General features: G+C 41.5%; 7 protein-coding genes. 1 reads left to right on the forward strand and 6 read right to left on the reverse strand.

Going from position 1 to position 17628, the window contains the following annotated elements; all coding sequences use genetic code 11:
- Window positions 1-17: 17 nt before the first annotated feature.
- The 3 genes from ABJD64_RS12150 to ABJD64_RS12160 all read right to left on the reverse strand — a co-directional run bounded on the left by ABJD64_RS12150 (window position 18) and on the right by ABJD64_RS12160 (window position 13556).
- Complete coding sequence (locus tag ABJD64_RS12150; RefSeq protein ID WP_348179114.1) at window positions 18-9167, reverse strand: cadherin domain-containing protein; 9150 nt, start codon at window positions 9165-9167, stop codon at window positions 18-20.
- Between the two features lie 56 nt (window positions 9168-9223).
- On the reverse strand, window positions 9224-13099 hold the full coding sequence (locus ABJD64_RS12155) for an ATP-binding protein (protein WP_348179116.1): 3876 nt from the start codon (window positions 13097-13099) through the stop codon (window positions 9224-9226).
- A gap of 220 nt (window positions 13100-13319) precedes the next feature.
- Window positions 13320-13556, reverse strand: a complete 237-nt coding sequence (locus ABJD64_RS12160; RefSeq protein ID WP_348179118.1) for a hypothetical protein — start codon at window positions 13554-13556, stop codon at window positions 13320-13322.
- A 62-nt stretch (window positions 13557-13618) separates the two neighbouring features.
- Here ABJD64_RS12160 and ABJD64_RS12165 point away from each other — a divergent pair, with 62 nt between their 5' ends.
- Window positions 13619-14647, forward strand: coding sequence for a hypothetical protein (locus ABJD64_RS12165; RefSeq protein ID WP_348179120.1), 1029 nt, complete (start codon window positions 13619-13621; stop codon window positions 14645-14647).
- Window positions 14648-14836: 189 nt separating this feature from the next.
- Here the strand turns inward: ABJD64_RS12165 and ABJD64_RS12170 are convergent, their stop codons facing one another.
- The 3 genes from ABJD64_RS12170 to ABJD64_RS12180 all read right to left on the reverse strand — a co-directional run bounded on the left by ABJD64_RS12170 (window position 14837) and on the right by ABJD64_RS12180 (window position 17626).
- A complete protein-coding gene (locus ABJD64_RS12170; RefSeq protein WP_348179122.1) occupies window positions 14837-15670 on the reverse strand; it encodes a TonB family protein in 834 nt (277 codons plus the stop codon).
- Window positions 15671-15848: 178 nt separating this feature from the next.
- Window positions 15849-17150, reverse strand: coding sequence for a porin (locus tag ABJD64_RS12175; RefSeq protein ID WP_348179124.1), 1302 nt, complete (start codon window positions 17148-17150; stop codon window positions 15849-15851).
- On the reverse strand, window positions 17147-17626 hold the full coding sequence (locus tag ABJD64_RS12180; RefSeq protein WP_348179126.1) for a response regulator: 480 nt from the start codon (window positions 17624-17626) through the stop codon (window positions 17147-17149). The genes ABJD64_RS12175 and ABJD64_RS12180 overlap by 4 nt, the downstream gene beginning before the upstream one ends.
- Window positions 17627-17628 lie beyond the last annotated feature (2 nt).

The following is a 17628-nucleotide window of genomic DNA, read 5'->3' on the forward strand; positions in this document are numbered from 1 at the left end:
CAGCTTCGTCGTTATGGTTAATTTTTAATGATTCTTACGTTCGCAACCTTTTCGCCATGGATCAATTGAAGTAAGAGTAACCCTTTTGGCAGGTTTCCAACTTTTAGTTGAGCATCAAATACACTAAAGGACTTATTGATTAGTCGAGTACTTAATAGCTTTCCATCACTTGAATAGACTTTTATCGAGATGTCCCCATACCAGTCATTGTTTATCTTCAAATTGAGCTGATCAGTAAAAGGATTTGGATAAACTCCAACCCCTTCCGGAAAGGATTCCTCCTCAACAGACGCCACAATACTGGATTCAACCGAAATTCCATTTTCACCAACCATAGCGGTTAAAACTACGGGGGTTCCTACAGCATCGATGGAAATCGAGGAGCCCGCTAAGTCCATTGCAGCACCGGTCACCTCTATTTGCAATCTGTACTCTCCTTCTGGAATACCTTCAATTTTGAAATCGCCGTTGACATCAGAAAACACCTCGGTCATGAGTTGGTCATCCGACGTTCGAATCAGAAATACAGATACATCAGCGATAGGTGTCCCCTCAAGAATTCTACCTTGAATCGCTCTTGCGCCAGTCCCGTCATCTTCTAAGATACGTCCGGCGATGGTACCGCTTCCGATGAGTAAATCTTCTGTGGCCTTGGATTTCATATGAATTTCCAGACCATATATATCATCATTCGTAATAGTGATTAATTCTGCATCCTGCCAAAAGATCACATCCCCATAGAAGGTGGAGTAGAAAGGTTCGTTATCAGTATTTTCTGGGTCTACTCCCAAATAGTAGCTACCGTCCTTGATCTGAGAAAAAACGAATCCAAATTCATTCAATACTTGTTCTTGAATCTCGCCATTGTCTGCGTTGACCATTACGGCGATTCCGGCTGTGTATGTTTGAAATGATCCGTTATACACATTTCCGGATACCGAAAATACTGGTTTGATTTCAATCGTTTGTAGCACTACCGCTGGATTAAATGCATCATCACCTGGAACAGAAGCCAATATTGAAACCGTACCTACAGAGAAAGGAGTGAGTTTATCACCATCTAATGTTGCGAGTCCGTAACTATCAAATAAATCAAATGATATTGGCATATCTGTGTTACTGCTCGCAGAAAGGACTAGTTCACCATCCTTCACGTAGGTAAATGCTGGAGGATCGAAGGTAATAACGGGGTCTTGTTTAGCAACATCTGTGACCAAGAATCCCGCCAAAGTTCCTACGTAATTATAGTCATCATGGGGTGCCGTGGATAACAATAGCTCTACAATTCCTGCTTCACCGGTCAGTGTAATCAGATTATCACTGGCTGTTGCAGGCCCCGAAACAACATTGACGATTAAGGGGATATCAGCAGTCGTTATTAACTCAAGGGCAAAAGGATCATCGGTTGTTAACTTGTCTTCAATCGGTCCATCGAACACGACAAAGTGGGAGGCTTTCCCAATGCTGAAGGTAATCTCATCCGTATCAGGGCGATGCGTATCGTTGCCCTCCTGACTCGCCTTAATTGTAGCTTCTCCAGCACCAAGAATGGTTACCACGCTTCCTGAAATAGAAATATTTTCTGATGCTGACTCAAAAGTAATTGGGGCATCACTTTTTGAAAGAGCTTCGATGATAAAGGGTGAATCTCCAAAGGTAATACCTTCGACATAATCAGGGTCCATTTCCAAATCTGCATAATTTCGTTCTTCCACATCACTCACATTAATTGTAAGAGTTGCAGTACCACTTAATCCATCTTGATCTGTTGCGACCACCTGAATGACATGTTGCGTCTTGGTTTCGAAATCAAGTGTCTTGTTATCCCGAACCAGGATTACACCTGTAGCAGTGTTCATTTGGAACAATTCGTCCAGATCTGAAATAAATCCGTATGTGAGCTGATCTCCTTCATCAGGATCAATGGCCTCCAAGGTGTACACTCCACTGGCATGTTCTGAAACGGTCACGGTTGCGTCATCCATTGTGGGCGCTTCATTCACATTCTGTACCGAAATAGTAAGTTCTTTCTCAACAGGTGGGTCGACCCCATCGGACACTTCAATCTTGATATCTAAGCTATTATCTGATTCAAAATCAAATACTCCAGCGCTTAGCAGCGAATTTCCTGAAATGCTGAAAAGATTATTATCACCAAATCCTGCAATTAATTCGAAGGATATGGACCCAGTACCATCTGGATCAATGGCCGAAAGTGTGCCGACAGTATACCCAATCGACTGATTTTCGTCAATCGTATGGCTGCTCAAACTAATTTCTGCCGGACTCTCAGCTACATTAAGAGCGGTAATGGTATACGTCTCTTCTATGGTGCCTCCCCTGCTGTCATCTGACTGGATTCTTACGCTGTAGATAGACTGTGCTTCAAAATCCAGGGGTTGAGCATTCTGAAGCTGATCGCCTGATGTCATAAAAAAGCTATTGTCGTCATCACCTGCGCCGGATATCAAAGTATAAACATGCGTATCTGGTGCATCCGGGTCTACAGTGGTCAAAGTACCAACGGTAGTGCCCGCTGGCTCGTTTTCATTGATCGTGGCTCCGTTTAGACTCAAATTGGTTGGTAACTGATTGACATCTCGTATCGTTATGTCGATGGCTTTATCAAAAGTGCCACTACCTGCATCCGTTGTTTCTACTCGAATGGTATAGGCATCTTTGACATCTTTGTCGAACAGTACATTAGAAAAAACCTGATCTCCGGTGATTGTAAAATCTGCATTGTCGTCATCCCCTATTCCAGCGACCAGAGCATAGGTATGTGAATCACCATATACATTATCAGGGTCTTCAGAAGTCAGCGTTCCGACCAATGTCCCTGAAGGTAGCTGCTCGTCAATGGCAGCTGGATCCAGGCTAACATCCGTTGGATCATCATTGAGAAAATCTACCTCGATATCAAAAGTCTGCTGAACATCTGTGGTACCATCACTTGCAGTCAGTGTTACATTATTGGTACCAACATCTCCTGTAGCTGGAGTTCCGGTCAACGCGAAACCCCATGCATCAAGAATTTTAATTTCCACTGTATTGGGAACGGACACATTGAAGCTCGTAGAGAAGTTTAGATTATTATTCGCATCCAGATCCGCTCGCCGTATGTCAAAACCGTCACCGTATTCAAAAATATCTGTAGGAATGCCTGACAAACCAACAAGAGCTATCATACCCTTAATAGTGCTTTCTTCATCAATCACTGAGTAATGGACATAAAGTCTCCCAAGGTTGTCATATGCGAGTTCGGAAATTAGATATACTTCTATCTCGCCAATATTTGGTGGGTCAGAAAAATTGTTGGAGTTATGGGGCATTGAAATTTCACCACTACTATTTCCATTTTCGTCGTAAACAGCTATGCTCTGTCCAATAGAAGTAACAAAGGCAATGTCACCCAAAGGGCTGATATCGAAACCGCTACTATAGCTAACATTATCAACGATAGAACTTACTACTCCACCCAATGTCAGTTTCTTTAAATTCCTCTGACCATTGTCATCTTCCAGAAAGATAAGAAAGCCATCTGGGTGGAAACCTAACCTCAGAATATCTGTTGTCACTGTTGTTAACGTGCTCAACACACCTCCTGAAATTTTCTTGATATGTTTATAATCGTCAATAACAAAAACATCTCCCGAGGGACTAACGGTAATGTCGTCAACGGCATTGGTTAAGTCATTGCTTGCGAGTAATGAAGTTATGGTTTGGTCAGTAGGTGTAGCAGTTAATACATTCGTTCCACTCAATAGATAATATCTGTTGTCACTACCTATAGTAAAGGTGCCTCCGTAAGGAAAAAGTGTAGTTACCGATGGCAGAGTAAAGTCAAAGCTTAGCCAGTCAGGTTTTGATGTAGCAGTTATGTCTACAAACTCATTTAATAAATCCTCCGCAACAACATTATAATTATAGGCGGAACCTTCGGTAGCTGTTACTACTGGAGTAGAAAGAAACTGCGGAGGTGTATCCGTCACATCATTGATTGTAATAGTAAATTGTTGCTCAATTTTCTCTCCACCTGAATCAGTCGATTCTACACGCACTGAATAGCTGTTTTTTGTGTCAAAATTGAAAATTTCTGCATTGACCAGCTGGTCACCCTCTATTGCAAAAAACGCATTGTCTGTATCGCCCGTACCAGCGATCAAGCTATAAGTAAACGTATCATTAGCGTCTTCATCTGTGGTTATGAGCATTCCCACAGAAGAACCTCCTAATAGATATTCGTCAATAGTATTATTACTTAAAGAAAGGGCCGTTGGTGCATCATTGGTGTTGATAACTTCGATCATGGATGTTTCAGTTACGACATTGCCAGTTCCATCTGTCACCTCCACAACTACATTTACATCTCCAATATCTTGAAAAATAGGTGTTCCGGTAATATATGATCCCGAAATGACCGAATAAAAACGATCATCAGGAGTGATTCGTCCTTCTCCATATAAGATAAAACCATTAGTGGTGGCCACAATCACTCTACCACTGTTTGCGTCTGCTCCGGGCAATGACAAAGCACCAGACCCCACCACGATGGATTTATTCCCATCTGGCGCTATTTTTGTGACTTTTCGGCCAGCTTGATCAGCAATATATATGTTACTGTATGTATCGACATCCAGCCCATAAATTGATTTTTCAGCAGCATCAAAAATAGATACGGAACCATCTGCGAGGACTTTATATAATCCACTTTGGAAACTGGATACTAATAGTGCCCCATCATCCATAAACTCCATCCAATGTGGCTCTGAAAGGCCAGTCGCAAATGTGGTAACTTCTCCGCTTGTAGAAACGCGTCGGATGCTATTGTTTCTTTGATCAGCGACGTACAAAAACCCATCAGGACCCATCTCAATGTCGTTGGGAAACTTAAAGCCAGCCGCAGTTCCCTCCCCATCGGTAGTCCCCTGAGCGCTCATTCCAGCGAGTTGCGTCACATTGCCTTGAGGGTCAATTTTTTTGATATTATGATTTACATATTCTGTGATATAAATATTCCCCAGAGGGTCAATTGCAATGCCGTGTGGTCGTTCAAATTGAGCATTGGTGCCATTCCCATTCGTGTTACCCGGAGTGCTTCCTGCAATAGTGGTGACCACACCATCCTTAAGTTTTTTTACATCATGGTTTAAAGCATCGGTGAAATAAAGTGTTCCATCTGGGCCAAGTTCTGCATCGGATACTTGATTGAACTCCGCTTCAGTCAATGCATCTCCATCGGCATCTCCTCCACCAGAAACACCGGCTAGTACTTGTACTGAAGGAGTTACTTCTTGGAACGAGAGCCACGAGGGCTCTATAATAGAGATGGTTACAGGGCCTTCTGGATCTGAAGTCGAAACCCCTCCAAAGTATAGTTCATCTTCCAAGGCATCTGGTAAAATTAATGCTGAAATCACAGGAATTTCATCAAGATCGTTGATGAAGATGGTAAACTCTTTTTCGAAGTATCCACCGGTATTTCCGTCTACACGCACTCTTATGGCGTAGTTAGATTTTTCTTCATAATCAAATGTTTCGCTCGACTGAAGCTGTCCGTTTACAATATCAAAGGATGCATTATCAGCGTCGCCACTACCCGAAACCAGTGTATATTGATACACTATACCGTCATTTCCATTATTGTTAGAAAAAGAGCCAATCTGAATTCCTACATTTTGATTTTCATCTAAGGAAGAATTACTTATAAGAATATCAGAGGGGTCAACAATTACATTGTTAATTGCTATAGTGATAGACTTTTCGAAAGCGAGCCCCCCACTGTCATCAACACGTAAACGGATACTATACGATGATTTTGTTTCAAATCGCAGGTTCTCTTGAACAAGCAAATGATCTGCAGAAATAGTGAAAGACCCATTGTCCGTATCCCCATCGCCCGATACGAACGAGTACGTATACGTTTCAGTTAAGTCAGTGTCAACTACCCCGAGTGTAACAAATTCGCCAATTTGTAAGGTTTCATCAATGGTTTCAGGAGAGAGTGTTATGTCGGTTGGAGGGTTTTGAACATTGATTACTGTAATGGATTCGGTTACTAAAGTTTCATTTCCTTTGGCATCTGTCAATCGGAAAGACACGGAATGATCTCCGACCTCAGCCTCTGTAGCAATCCCAGAGAGAATTGAGCCATCAATACTCATCCATGATGGAATGGTGATCGTCTCTAAGGTCACCACGTCTCCATCGCCATCACGTGTTTCCATGTCAAATTGATAATTGACACCCTCGTTTACAGATGTAGGTATTGGGTTTACAAATTCTGGAAAATCTTCAACACTATTGACTATCAGTGGTATATCATTAAATTCGAGTTCATTTGAGTAGTCGTCCTGATCCATTAGATCGTCAAAAATGACAACATCAAAAGTGATATCCTGACCAAAATAATCAGGTTGAAGTTCCAGAGTAACTTCCCCAGTGTTGACATTAAAAATTGGACCTGATTTAAATACTTGAGAATAAGGTATCCCATTAGTACTTTGCTGGAAATAATCCAGAATCAACGTTTGTTGGAGTGCGGCATCTCCATCATTAAGATTCTCGATAAGCAGAAACGTAATTAATCCAGCGCCTTCATCTATCGATAGGTTTTCATTAAGGGAGCCTTGGGGTGAAGAGTCAGTGTCTATGACTTCTATATCGAATGCTACTGGATCACCATTAACTGTAAGTGTAATGGTGTGAACACCTACATCTTCATCGCTGGCTGGTGTTCCTTGAATCTTATAGGCTCTGTCACCGAATTCTTGGCCTGTTATTGGGTCTGTATATATACTCCCATTGGTTCCGTGTTCATAACTCACCCAACCGGGTCCATCGATCGCTGTAATAATGGCATCACTTGTGTCCTCATCTCTAAGTACAATGGTATAATTCAAAAAAGCTCCTTCATTTACCGATGAACTACCTGCTGATGATCCTGCAAAAAAGGCAGGGTCATCGATGGTATTTTCTATGTTAAAATACATATTTCCAAAGTTCGTATCAGTACCACCATTAGCTGTCCCTCCGTCATCCTGGATAGTAAAAGGAATTGTCACAGACTCATCATCATTCAAAGCGTAATACTTGGAGTTGTCTATTTGGATGGTAAGTGTACCATCTGAATCAATCTGCATACCAGTAAATACATCGTTGAAGTTGTTCTGGTCAACAGTAATAGTCAACGATTGGCCGGATTCACCACTACCCGAGAAAAACTCGAAATGATTTGGTATGGAAATCTCGGACTCCACATCTTCAGAAAAGACAAGAGTACTTTCTGCACTCCAGGTTGGCGGGTCATTCACTTCTGCTACGTTGATAATGAATTGCTGTGATGAGGAGGCATTTCCTGGGCCATCATCCGTAACTATAACGCTGACTATTGCCGACCCGCTTAAATCTCCGCCGGCCAAGGTAAAGGCGAGATTATTTAGTGGGTTCCCCACAGCTGGGGGATTACTGAATAATTCGCTTCCAGACAGAATTTCGAATGAAATGGTGGTATTCTGATTGAGGGCGGGATCACCATCGTCAATGTTGGAAATCCATGTAGTTCCGTCGGTCCCAGCACCACCAGTATGTCCTTCCAAATAGGTGAAGACCGTCTGGCTTAGTGTAAAAGTTGGAGGAAGATTGGGAGTAGTAGAAAATGACACAGTTTGAGCTGTACTTGTATTGCCGAAATAGTCACTCACTATTCCGAAAGTCACAAAGTACGTCTCCGAAATATTTAGATCGGCATCCGGATTTACCGTGATTACATTATCGGATATGGTTGCTGTAAATGCCACCAAAGTACCACTTGCGCTTCCTTGATTCAGTGAAATGATTGATTGTAGATCATTATTATCAATCTCAACATTGTTTAGAAAAGCCGTTTTATCAAGTGTAATGGTAATGTTTGATGTCTTGACGATATCAGTAGCCAGATCGGCCGGATCAAATGTCACAGCGGGAGCATTGCTGTCATCAATCTGCAGCTGCCCATAGTTGTTTGTATTGTCTGAGGCATTGCCACCAGCATTTGCTGCTGCATTATTGGAGAAAATCGAGTTCTGATCATAGATCCCACCAAAAGCGTTATAAATAGCTCCTCCTTTTCCCTGCCCATTTCCGCCACTAGGTGACCCTCCGAGACCTCCTGTTGTAGAATTGTTTGTAAAAGAACATGACATTAGGTCAATGTTTCCATTTCGAAGAAAAATGGCACCACCTAAACCGGCACCTCCACCTCCACCCGGAGTTGTGAGGTCCGTTGCGGTTCCTCCATTACCTCCAAAACCAGTAGTTGAGCCGCCGATACCACCGCCAGACCCATCAGAGTTTGTTCGACCGCCACCACCGCCACCAGCACCATAACCGCCATTTCCACCTTTGGCACCACCTCCATAGTTGAGGTAGTAAATACCACCACCACCGCCAGCACCGAATTGGCCGTTTCCACCAAAAAAGGGAGCAGGGACTGCAGCTGCATGACCACCAGCATTTGCAAAAGGACCATCGCTTCCTATTCCTCCACCGATGAATTGATTTTCTCCACCATCTCCACCAATTGCATGGTTGTTGTCAAAGGTGACATTAGTAATCGTTAGCTGCCCATCGTTGATAAATAGTGCTCCTCCCATTCCAGCTCCACCTCCGGCGTTACCGTTTGGTGTTCCACCTTGGGCGAACCCATTTTGGATAGTCATATCAGACAATGAAACTACGGGCTCCTCCGTGGAGGAGGAGATACTTCCACCAATAAAGAATGGTCTAAACTGACCCGCTCCATCGATTATGGTAGCAGTTCCTGCTCCATTAATGGTGAGGTCTTCCGTGATATTTGGAAGGCCGCTCACTAATGTGATGGTTCCGGTAATTCCAGTCAAATCAATGACATCTGCGCCGGCGTTGGCCTCTGCATCAAGGATGGCCTGTCGGAGAGAACCAGCACCACTGTCACCAGTATTTGAAACTGTAAAAGTGGTCTGTCCTTGTGCACTCATCAAATTGAGTACTGTAAATAGAGTAGTTAAAAGTAAAATTCGTTTGCTAGTGTTCGAAGTTCCCATGACTATTTGTTTAATTCCAAAATCATGGTAAACATAGGCGTGACTCACTGCCAATTTCCAGACATCATCTGCCAGAAAACGGACAAAACACACGTTTTCTGACATTAATAGAGTATTTGATAAGTATTAATTGACTTACTCGGGTAATTGGAATATCGATCTCATGCCAAATAATCTGCCGGACGTTTTCCAAATCGTTTGGTGAAAATCTCAGAGAAGTAACCTGGTTTTTCAAACCCAACAGCATAGCATATTTCAGAAATGGTACGATAGGCTTTGTTTTCTAGCATTGTTCTGGCCTCGTTCAGTCGTACTTCCTTTAAGAAATTTCCCGCAGTGAGTCCTGTCACTTTTTTGATATTCCGGGTCAATTGCCTTTCACTAATGGCCATTTGGTCTGCAAGCATCGTTACATTGAAATCACTATTGTTTAGTTGGTTCTTAATGATAGATTTGAGTTTCTGAACCAGTTCATCATCGACAGACTTAGGAACTTCCTCCGCACTTACCTCCTGACGTGAATTTCTGTTTTCCAGAATGTTTTTTATCCGTGCTTTGAGTTCCTCCTGATTAAAAGGTTTGGTCATGTAATCATCCACACCAATAGTCAAACCCTCCACAATATCCTCTTCTCCTGATCTAGCAGTGAGCATGATTACTGAAATCTCTTTGGTTCTTTCATCTTCCTTCAACTTATGAACTAAATCGAAACCATCTAATCTTGGCATCATCAGATCGGATATGATCAGATCATAAGCTTCAGTATTGATCTTTTCAAGGGCTTCTATTCCATCTTCTGCCTCATCAATCAGGTAGCTTTCTTGTATCTGTCCCTTGATGTACTTTCGCATCATTTCATTATCCTCTACCACTAGAATTCGAGTGTCTTTGTAGTTTAGCGGGTCTTCAAAATTGCCTTTACTTTCTATAATCACACTTTCTTCTTCAACCAAAGGATCTACAACTACCTTTTCATCATGACTAATGACTAATGGAATACTCAGTGTAAATACAGTTCCAACATTTGGTTTACTTGCAACGTTTAGTTCCCCCTCCATCAACAAAGCCAGTTCCTTTGACAGAGAAAGCCCAATTCCTGTTCCTCCGGTATATTTTTTTTCATCACCTGCTTGATAAAATCTTTCAAAAACCTGGCCCAAATCGGCCCCTTTCATTCCAATACCATTGTCCTCGACTTTGATAATTAATTGTTCGGAATACTTAGAAACATCCAGTGAAATGCTACCACCCACCTCAGTGAATTTCAACGCATTTGACAATAGATTATCCAATATTTTTTCCAATTTTCCAATATCGACCTTTACTGATAAGTCCTTGTCTAAGTGATAATTAAATTGAAATGAAATTCGTTTTGCTGCACCCGAGGATTGATAGGTATAAAATATTCTACTGAGCAAATCATGCAGCCCTATGGTCTGAAAGTTCAATTTCATTTTCCCTGCCTCCAATTTGGACAGGTCAAGAATTTCTTCAACCAGATTAAGCAACTTTTTAGTACTAGCCTTTGATAAGTCAAGGTTTGACTTCACTGCTTCATTGACTTTACCTAGGTTTCCATTCAAAATGGACTCAATCGGTCCTTGAATTAACGTTAGTGGCGTCCTTAGTTCATGAGAGATATTGGCGAAAAATCTTGATTTTGCGTTATCCAATTTTTGAAGTTTTTCTGCCTGAGACCTAATTTCCTCAGTTCTTTCAAGAATGATATGCTCCAACTTCTCGTTTTCCTTTCTCAAACGAACCGAATTGAGCTTGACAACAATCCAAACAAATCCTCCGAACAAAATCACATAAACAACATAGGCAAGTACGGTCCCATACCATGGCGGCAGGATTTCGAAATTGTATTCTGCTACATCACTCTCTTCACCAAAGACATTGCGTGCCTGGACCTTAAAATTAAAAGACCCGGAAGGAAGGTTTGTATAATCCTTTTCGTTTTTAAAACTCCATTCTGACCAGTTTTCGTCAAAACCTACCAACCTTGTGCGATATTCGTTATCCTTTACCCCTTTGAAAAAAGGAATGGAAAAAGTAAAGCGCATAGCATTATTTTGATTGTTGATTTCAGGTCTCGTTGTTTGGCGCCAGCCCGCTATGCTGTCTTCATCATAGAACACACCAGAAAACAAAACAGAATCACCTGCATTTGTTAGATTAATCTGGCTAATTCGAGGTTTAAATAAGAATGAACGGTCTTCTGTTTTATCTGGATAGACCACCCAAAAACCTTTAGACATACCTATCAAAAGATTTCTACTACTAGTGATAGTAAATAAAGTTGTTACATTATTTTTCTCGGGGCCGGCAAACATCTGAGTCTCACCCAGAACCTTCTTATTATTACTTATGGTCGCGCTCCCAAATTCTCCCAGCTGATCGTAATACCAATACCTTGATTCACTTTCCTTTGCAAGGAAAAATACGCCCTTATCACTGAAGAAATCGCCGAACCTAGTATCCAATTTTAAAGTCTTAGCCTTCGGATCCAATTGGTAAATACCATTTGATGCCCCTAAAAAAAAGGTTTTCTCTAGTTCGATAAGTGCAAAGCCTCCGGATGGCACCTCTTTAGGAATAATTAAATCAACTATTTGAGTATAATCTTTACTTATTCGAAAAGCATACAATTGATCAGAGGATCTGGGGATGCCCAAAAATTGGTTTGAAACTTTATCAAACTTCAGATGAACAAACATCAGTTTGGGTAGCCTTTGGTCTTCAATACTATTAATGTGCTTCCATTCGCCATCTACAGATTTGAAAACCATTAATTCATTCCATCGATCAGAGGTTGTTATCAAAATCTCTTCGTTTGGATCATATGCCCCTTCTCCTGTGTTGGTATTATTGTGTTTGACCAGGCTTTTACCTTGGTCATTCTTGATCATACCTTTGGAATCGCCGTTAAATACGAAGATTACATCCTCGGCAATCTCTAGTCCCAATCCTCTATGCCCTGAGTTAGGTACTTTTGCAAACCTTGAGAATTTATTATCTAAGATATCAATGGTGTTTGACTTCTGCCAGGGTTTAAAGTATACCCCAGACTCGCCCGTGACATAGAGGTTTCCATTCTTCTCTTCAGCATCAAATGCGGAACCGGGAAAACCTAGTCTTTTATCAACATGATATATCTGAGAAGTAAGATTGACAAAGACCAAACCTGAATTGGTCATTAACCATAAATTTCCGTCTTTATTCTCAAATACATTGTGAACCTGAGGGTCAATTCCCGCTTCTTCACCAAGACGCATTACAGCTTTGAAATTATTATCAGTAATTACAAATGATCCGGTCAAAAAACATAGGCCATAAAAATCGTTATTCAATTTTTTTGCTCCAAAAAGGTTTTTTTCCAAATAGAAAGGATGATCAAAATTAGGAAGTCCTTTTGCTGTATCGGGTGAATAGTAGTGAGCCCCATTTTCAGACGAAAGCGTGATCATTCCAGAATCGCCAAAAGGTAAAATATTCGCAACCTGCTTATTACTCCAATAACCTCCGGATGCTGGGAGCTCTAAGCTATCTTCGGACAGCGTGCAAATCCCAACTTTATCAACCTTAACAATTAGCTTATTCTCGTAAACTGCACTAGGATACAATATGTTTTCTGACTTGATAATTTTGATGCTTTTCCTTGCGATGTCATATGTATAAATAGCATACTGACTAACAAAATATACTGCCTGATCCACTGTGTGGATATCTCTGACAACCTCAACATCATGGTCATCGGGCAGGAGATGCTTAAAAGAGAAAAATTCAACTCGTCCATGCTCTCCAAAACCTAAATAACCAAAATCGCCATATCCACCTGCATAAATAACACCTGCCCTATCCATTTCCAGTGCATTGGTATAAAGAGGATCGATAGATTTCCAGTTTTCGCCGTCAAACTCAAGAATACCTGTTGAAGCCGCAAAGTACATGATACCTCGATCATCCTGAATAGCATCCCATGATTGAGTAACTAAAGGGAAATCCGCCGAATTATAAACTTTAAGTGGGGGCAAACCCTCAGTGCCGATTGACAGCTGAGCCTGAGTACAAAACCAGGAGATGGTTAGAACAAAGATTAGAGTTAATTGCCTTGATGCCCTTGAAATTACCAATTCTTAATTTGTAAAGTTGTGAGAGTAAGATAATATAAACTTGATAGAGAAAAGAAAGACCATCGACTCTTTCAACAGGCAGGTGAATCATTCAGATAGATGGGGTAATCTACAGTATGCCTTAGTCGGCCTCTTCGGCTCTTTGCGGTCTAAGCGCATCCCGGACTGTAATCATATCCTTTTCTTCAACTACCATATAAGCGATGCTATGCATATCTGAAAAGTCCTCTGTACCAATGTCTTCGGTATCTATCTGCTCCCTTTCTGCATATTCCTTTAGATGGATAGCATGATGCGCCGCAGTACCTCTAGCATGTACTCCATGCATATCCCAGATCAGTTTGATTTTTCTATTCATAGTCACAAGGTAAATTGATATTGGCTGCGAAAATGGTTAAATTAATACTAAATCATTATATCATGAGACTAATAGATAAAACAAACCCATTAGCACTAGTGCTCTTGCTTGGCTGTGCACTAGTTTTCGTCAGATGCGACGATGATGACTCTGATTCGAACTCGAACCCAGAAGGTAACGGTGTAGACCCTATAGAGGCTACCGTAGAAATAGGTAATGCAGATCAGGTAACCGAGGCTCTTGATATAGCTGGAGCTACTGCTGTTGAGGGAAGTGCTCCGACACCTACCACTACCGCCGGCACTCCTGAGATAGCTAATGAAGATGTCAGTGTAAAAGCAGCTCAGGATGGAGAGACAAGCATTACGCTCAACTACAGCGGAGAAAGTGTGGAAGGCGTTTATTTCCAAATAGATGGTGCCTCCAGCTATCTTGATATACCTATTTCATCAGGAGGGCGACTGCTAGAAGAGGATGCTGTAACGATAGCCATCGATTTGGTTGAAGCCTTTGAGCCAGGCACTTTCTGCGGTTTAATTTGCGTCTACGATGCAGAAAACCGTGTGAGCTCGCCAGTTACCGTATGTATAGAAATACTTGAATTGGGAGGAGAAAACAGTGCCTTTCTTGTCGGAACATGGGAGCTTACTGCAGTCAAAAGTTCTCACAACAACGTGACTACTGCAGTAGGAGAAAGTGACGAAGAACCAGGAACATTTCAATGCCCAAATAGCAATGAAACCATTCCATATACCAACGTCTACAGATTAGATTTTATCACTGCCACCTTTACCAACAAGGGAGGCGCAACAATTGATGGAGAGGACTATGAAAAGGAACTTGATTGGAATGCCTCAAGTTGCGATAATCTGGTATACAAAGAAGAAACCGATGTTATCGATATGGATGGCATTTGGACCTATGATGATGCCACCTCGAGAATGGATATGGTTCTCAACAATAACGAGGATAATGAACAAGAAGTGGTAAGTTTCTCAGTCGTTCAGGATGGTAGCAATATCGAGCTTACCTTTATTGAACTGGATCCTACTGATGACGAAAATGAGACTTTATACTTCAGTCCAAAATAGAATTATTAATGTCACTGGCTGACCTCAACCAGTGACATTAATTTACATCTTGAACAATTCCTAGACTCGAAACTGAAGCATTTACTTTTAACTACTTGTTGAGGTTAAAACTGAATGAAGGTTGAATCATTTAAAAAAACTCAGTATTTATGGAAAATGCCGATTAAACAAAGACCACTGGCACGCCTTCTATCGAAGGAATAGCTTAAAGGTGATTGGGAGGACCATCCTGACACTCACCGGTTTTCCTCGCTGCTTGCCAGGATTCCAATCAGGTGCCTCATTGACAATTCTTGCGGCCTCTTCGTCACATCCCGCCCCAATGCCCTTTACAGCTTCTACATCGCTTATCTTACCTTGGCTGTTTACCACAAATTGGACATATACCCTTCCCTCTACTCGATTCTCAGTGGCTTCTCTTGGATATCTAATGTTATCTGCGACGTACTTATAAAATGCCTTGATTCCTCCTTTCGGTTCCGGTTTATCTTCTACCAGAAGAAAAATCTCTTCCGCTTTTTCTTCCGGCAACTCCATCGCGAATTCCACTTCCTCTACCGCCATATCTTCTGTTGTTTCCACATCCATATTTACTTCTACCTCTTCCAGGATTTCCTCATCTGGCACCTCTACTATGACGGGTTGTTGAATCACCTGCATGGGTGGCGGTGGCGGTGGCTGACTAGTCAATGGTATATCTTGTACTTCTTCCCATTCAGTGTTATCAACTAACAAGTCTTTGACCAGGGCACCCTTTTCAAAATTCCATTCAAAGGCTGTAATTACCATACCCAACGCCAATGCCAGTCCAATAAAAAAGAACATGGTGCTATTGTTTTTTTGTGCATCTGCTTTCGCTCTTTTCCACGCGATCAGATCCTCGTAATCATGGACATTTAAGTGAATAACTGCATTTTCCCGCGTTGGCAATGCTTCTGTGTTTTTCGCAGTCTTGCTCTTTTTTTGATTTGCCTTACTCATCCTCTGAGTTGGCCGTATGAGATTTTCAATTGTGGCTTCCATGACTCATTTGGTTTGTGTTTTACTTCCGTAACACCTACAAGTAAAGCATTCTTTATTGCTAACCAAATGACGATTATGCTCCTAAAAAAATGATTTAAGTCACTTCTTGAGCTTGGCCAATTAAGTTGGGTACATTCAAAAATAAAGGTGACCAAATGGCTGAAACCTCTACAGAAAATTAAAGCTTGAATTGATATTGCATCACATACATGTTTTTCCTGTTGGTAACGTTTATATGATCTATTCCTTCATAAACGGGTCTACCTTGCCAGCCAAAAGTCAGTTTAGATCGATGACCATTAAATAACAAGTTAATGCCTATATCATACAGTTTCATTGGTTCGTTCAACCGCTCATAGTCTGCATATTGAATATGAAAATAAGGCTGCAATGCTCTAACATGTTCAAATCTCTCCGGCAGAGCAAATCGGTAACCTATCTGACAGTAATATACCTTGCCGGTTCCTATGGATGGGTACATATTTCCGGCTCCATTGTATACACTTCCGTCGCTCTCAATAGAAGGGTTATTTGCGCCTATCATTCGAACGTAGTCAGGGCCAAAATCAGTATTAAAATAGGCTCCATAAAATGTGACGGATTGACTATTACGATGATTTAAGGGAAAATCTGCAAATAGATCAACAGCCCACTGGTTCATGCGATAGTAGTGCGTATCTGCAAGAAACATTCTCGACATGGCCTTATCCTGGGTAAGAAACCCTATGCCCAAATTCAATATACGCTTTGTACCATGATAGGTACCAGGCATATAAGCACTGGTAAGACCCTCCTTATCAAGAAATTGATATTTGAAATAACCCGAGGGTTGCCATTCAGTATTTCCCCTGGCGAAGTTAGTCTCCTCTTGGGTATCAACTGACCTTTCGATTCTATTGGGTTTGGCCAACACCAACCGATAGGCAAATGAGCCTATATCGCCTTTGACGAAAATGCTAAGTTTACGTAAATAGTCATCAGAAATGTTGATTGTACTCAACGCAAATATTGGGATGTCAGCCCCCAGCATAGCCCCTGAGGCCACACTTGCATATCTGGAGGGGCCGGTATATCCGTTCTTCCCCAGCCCCAGGTATAGTTGATCGCACAGTTTGTAAACTGCCAATAGATCCAATAACCTTATCTCGGAGGATTTTGAGAGATCATTAAAGTTGTTTAGTCCTACCTGAATTTTCGCATACACCCTTTCCGTTACATCACCTGAAAATGCCATTCTGAATCTTCTAATGGATAAATCTGTGGAACTGGTTTGATACGATCCGTCCACCAGCGATCCTGGATTTAGTTCTGTGTAACGAAGCCATATTTGTCCCGTTACCGATAGCTTCATAGTTGCCAGGTGATGGACATCGTGCAATGCTGATTGTTCTTTTGTAGAATCATTCTCAAATGCCGCAACAACCACATAGGACATATTACAAAAAACCAACGTTAGTAATATTTGAAGGCACTTTTTCATCCCGTTTTCAACAAATCGAACAGTGTTTGTTTGTCTAACACCTTAACATAGGGCTGATAATCTAAACCCGCCCGAATGATGTATTTTGTTAGCAAAACAGCCACTTTATCCAAGAGAACTTCTGCCTTCCAGGGTTTCTCAATGTAATTATCAATTCCTGCGCGATTAATCGCATCAATTGTGTCGGTATGAGTAGCCTGACCGGTGAGTAAAATTTTCCTAACTGCGCTGAACCGAGCATCTTCTTTTAGCTTCGCAAAAAATTCGACTCCTGTCATACCAGGCATGACATGGTCAGATACCACGACAGCCGTTTGGTCTCCTTTTCTCTCTATCTGTTCTAATAATCCAAACGCCTCATCTGCCGTTTCACATTCTTCGACAGATAAAAAATCCTCAAAATAGGACAATTGTTGGGCGATGGTGTTTAGCACCTCCTTTTGGTCCTCTACACATACTATGTATAACCTTTCCATTT

It is taken from the genome of Reichenbachiella sp. (assembly GCF_039944555.1).
GTDB lineage: Bacteria > Bacteroidota > Bacteroidia > Cytophagales > Cyclobacteriaceae > Reichenbachiella.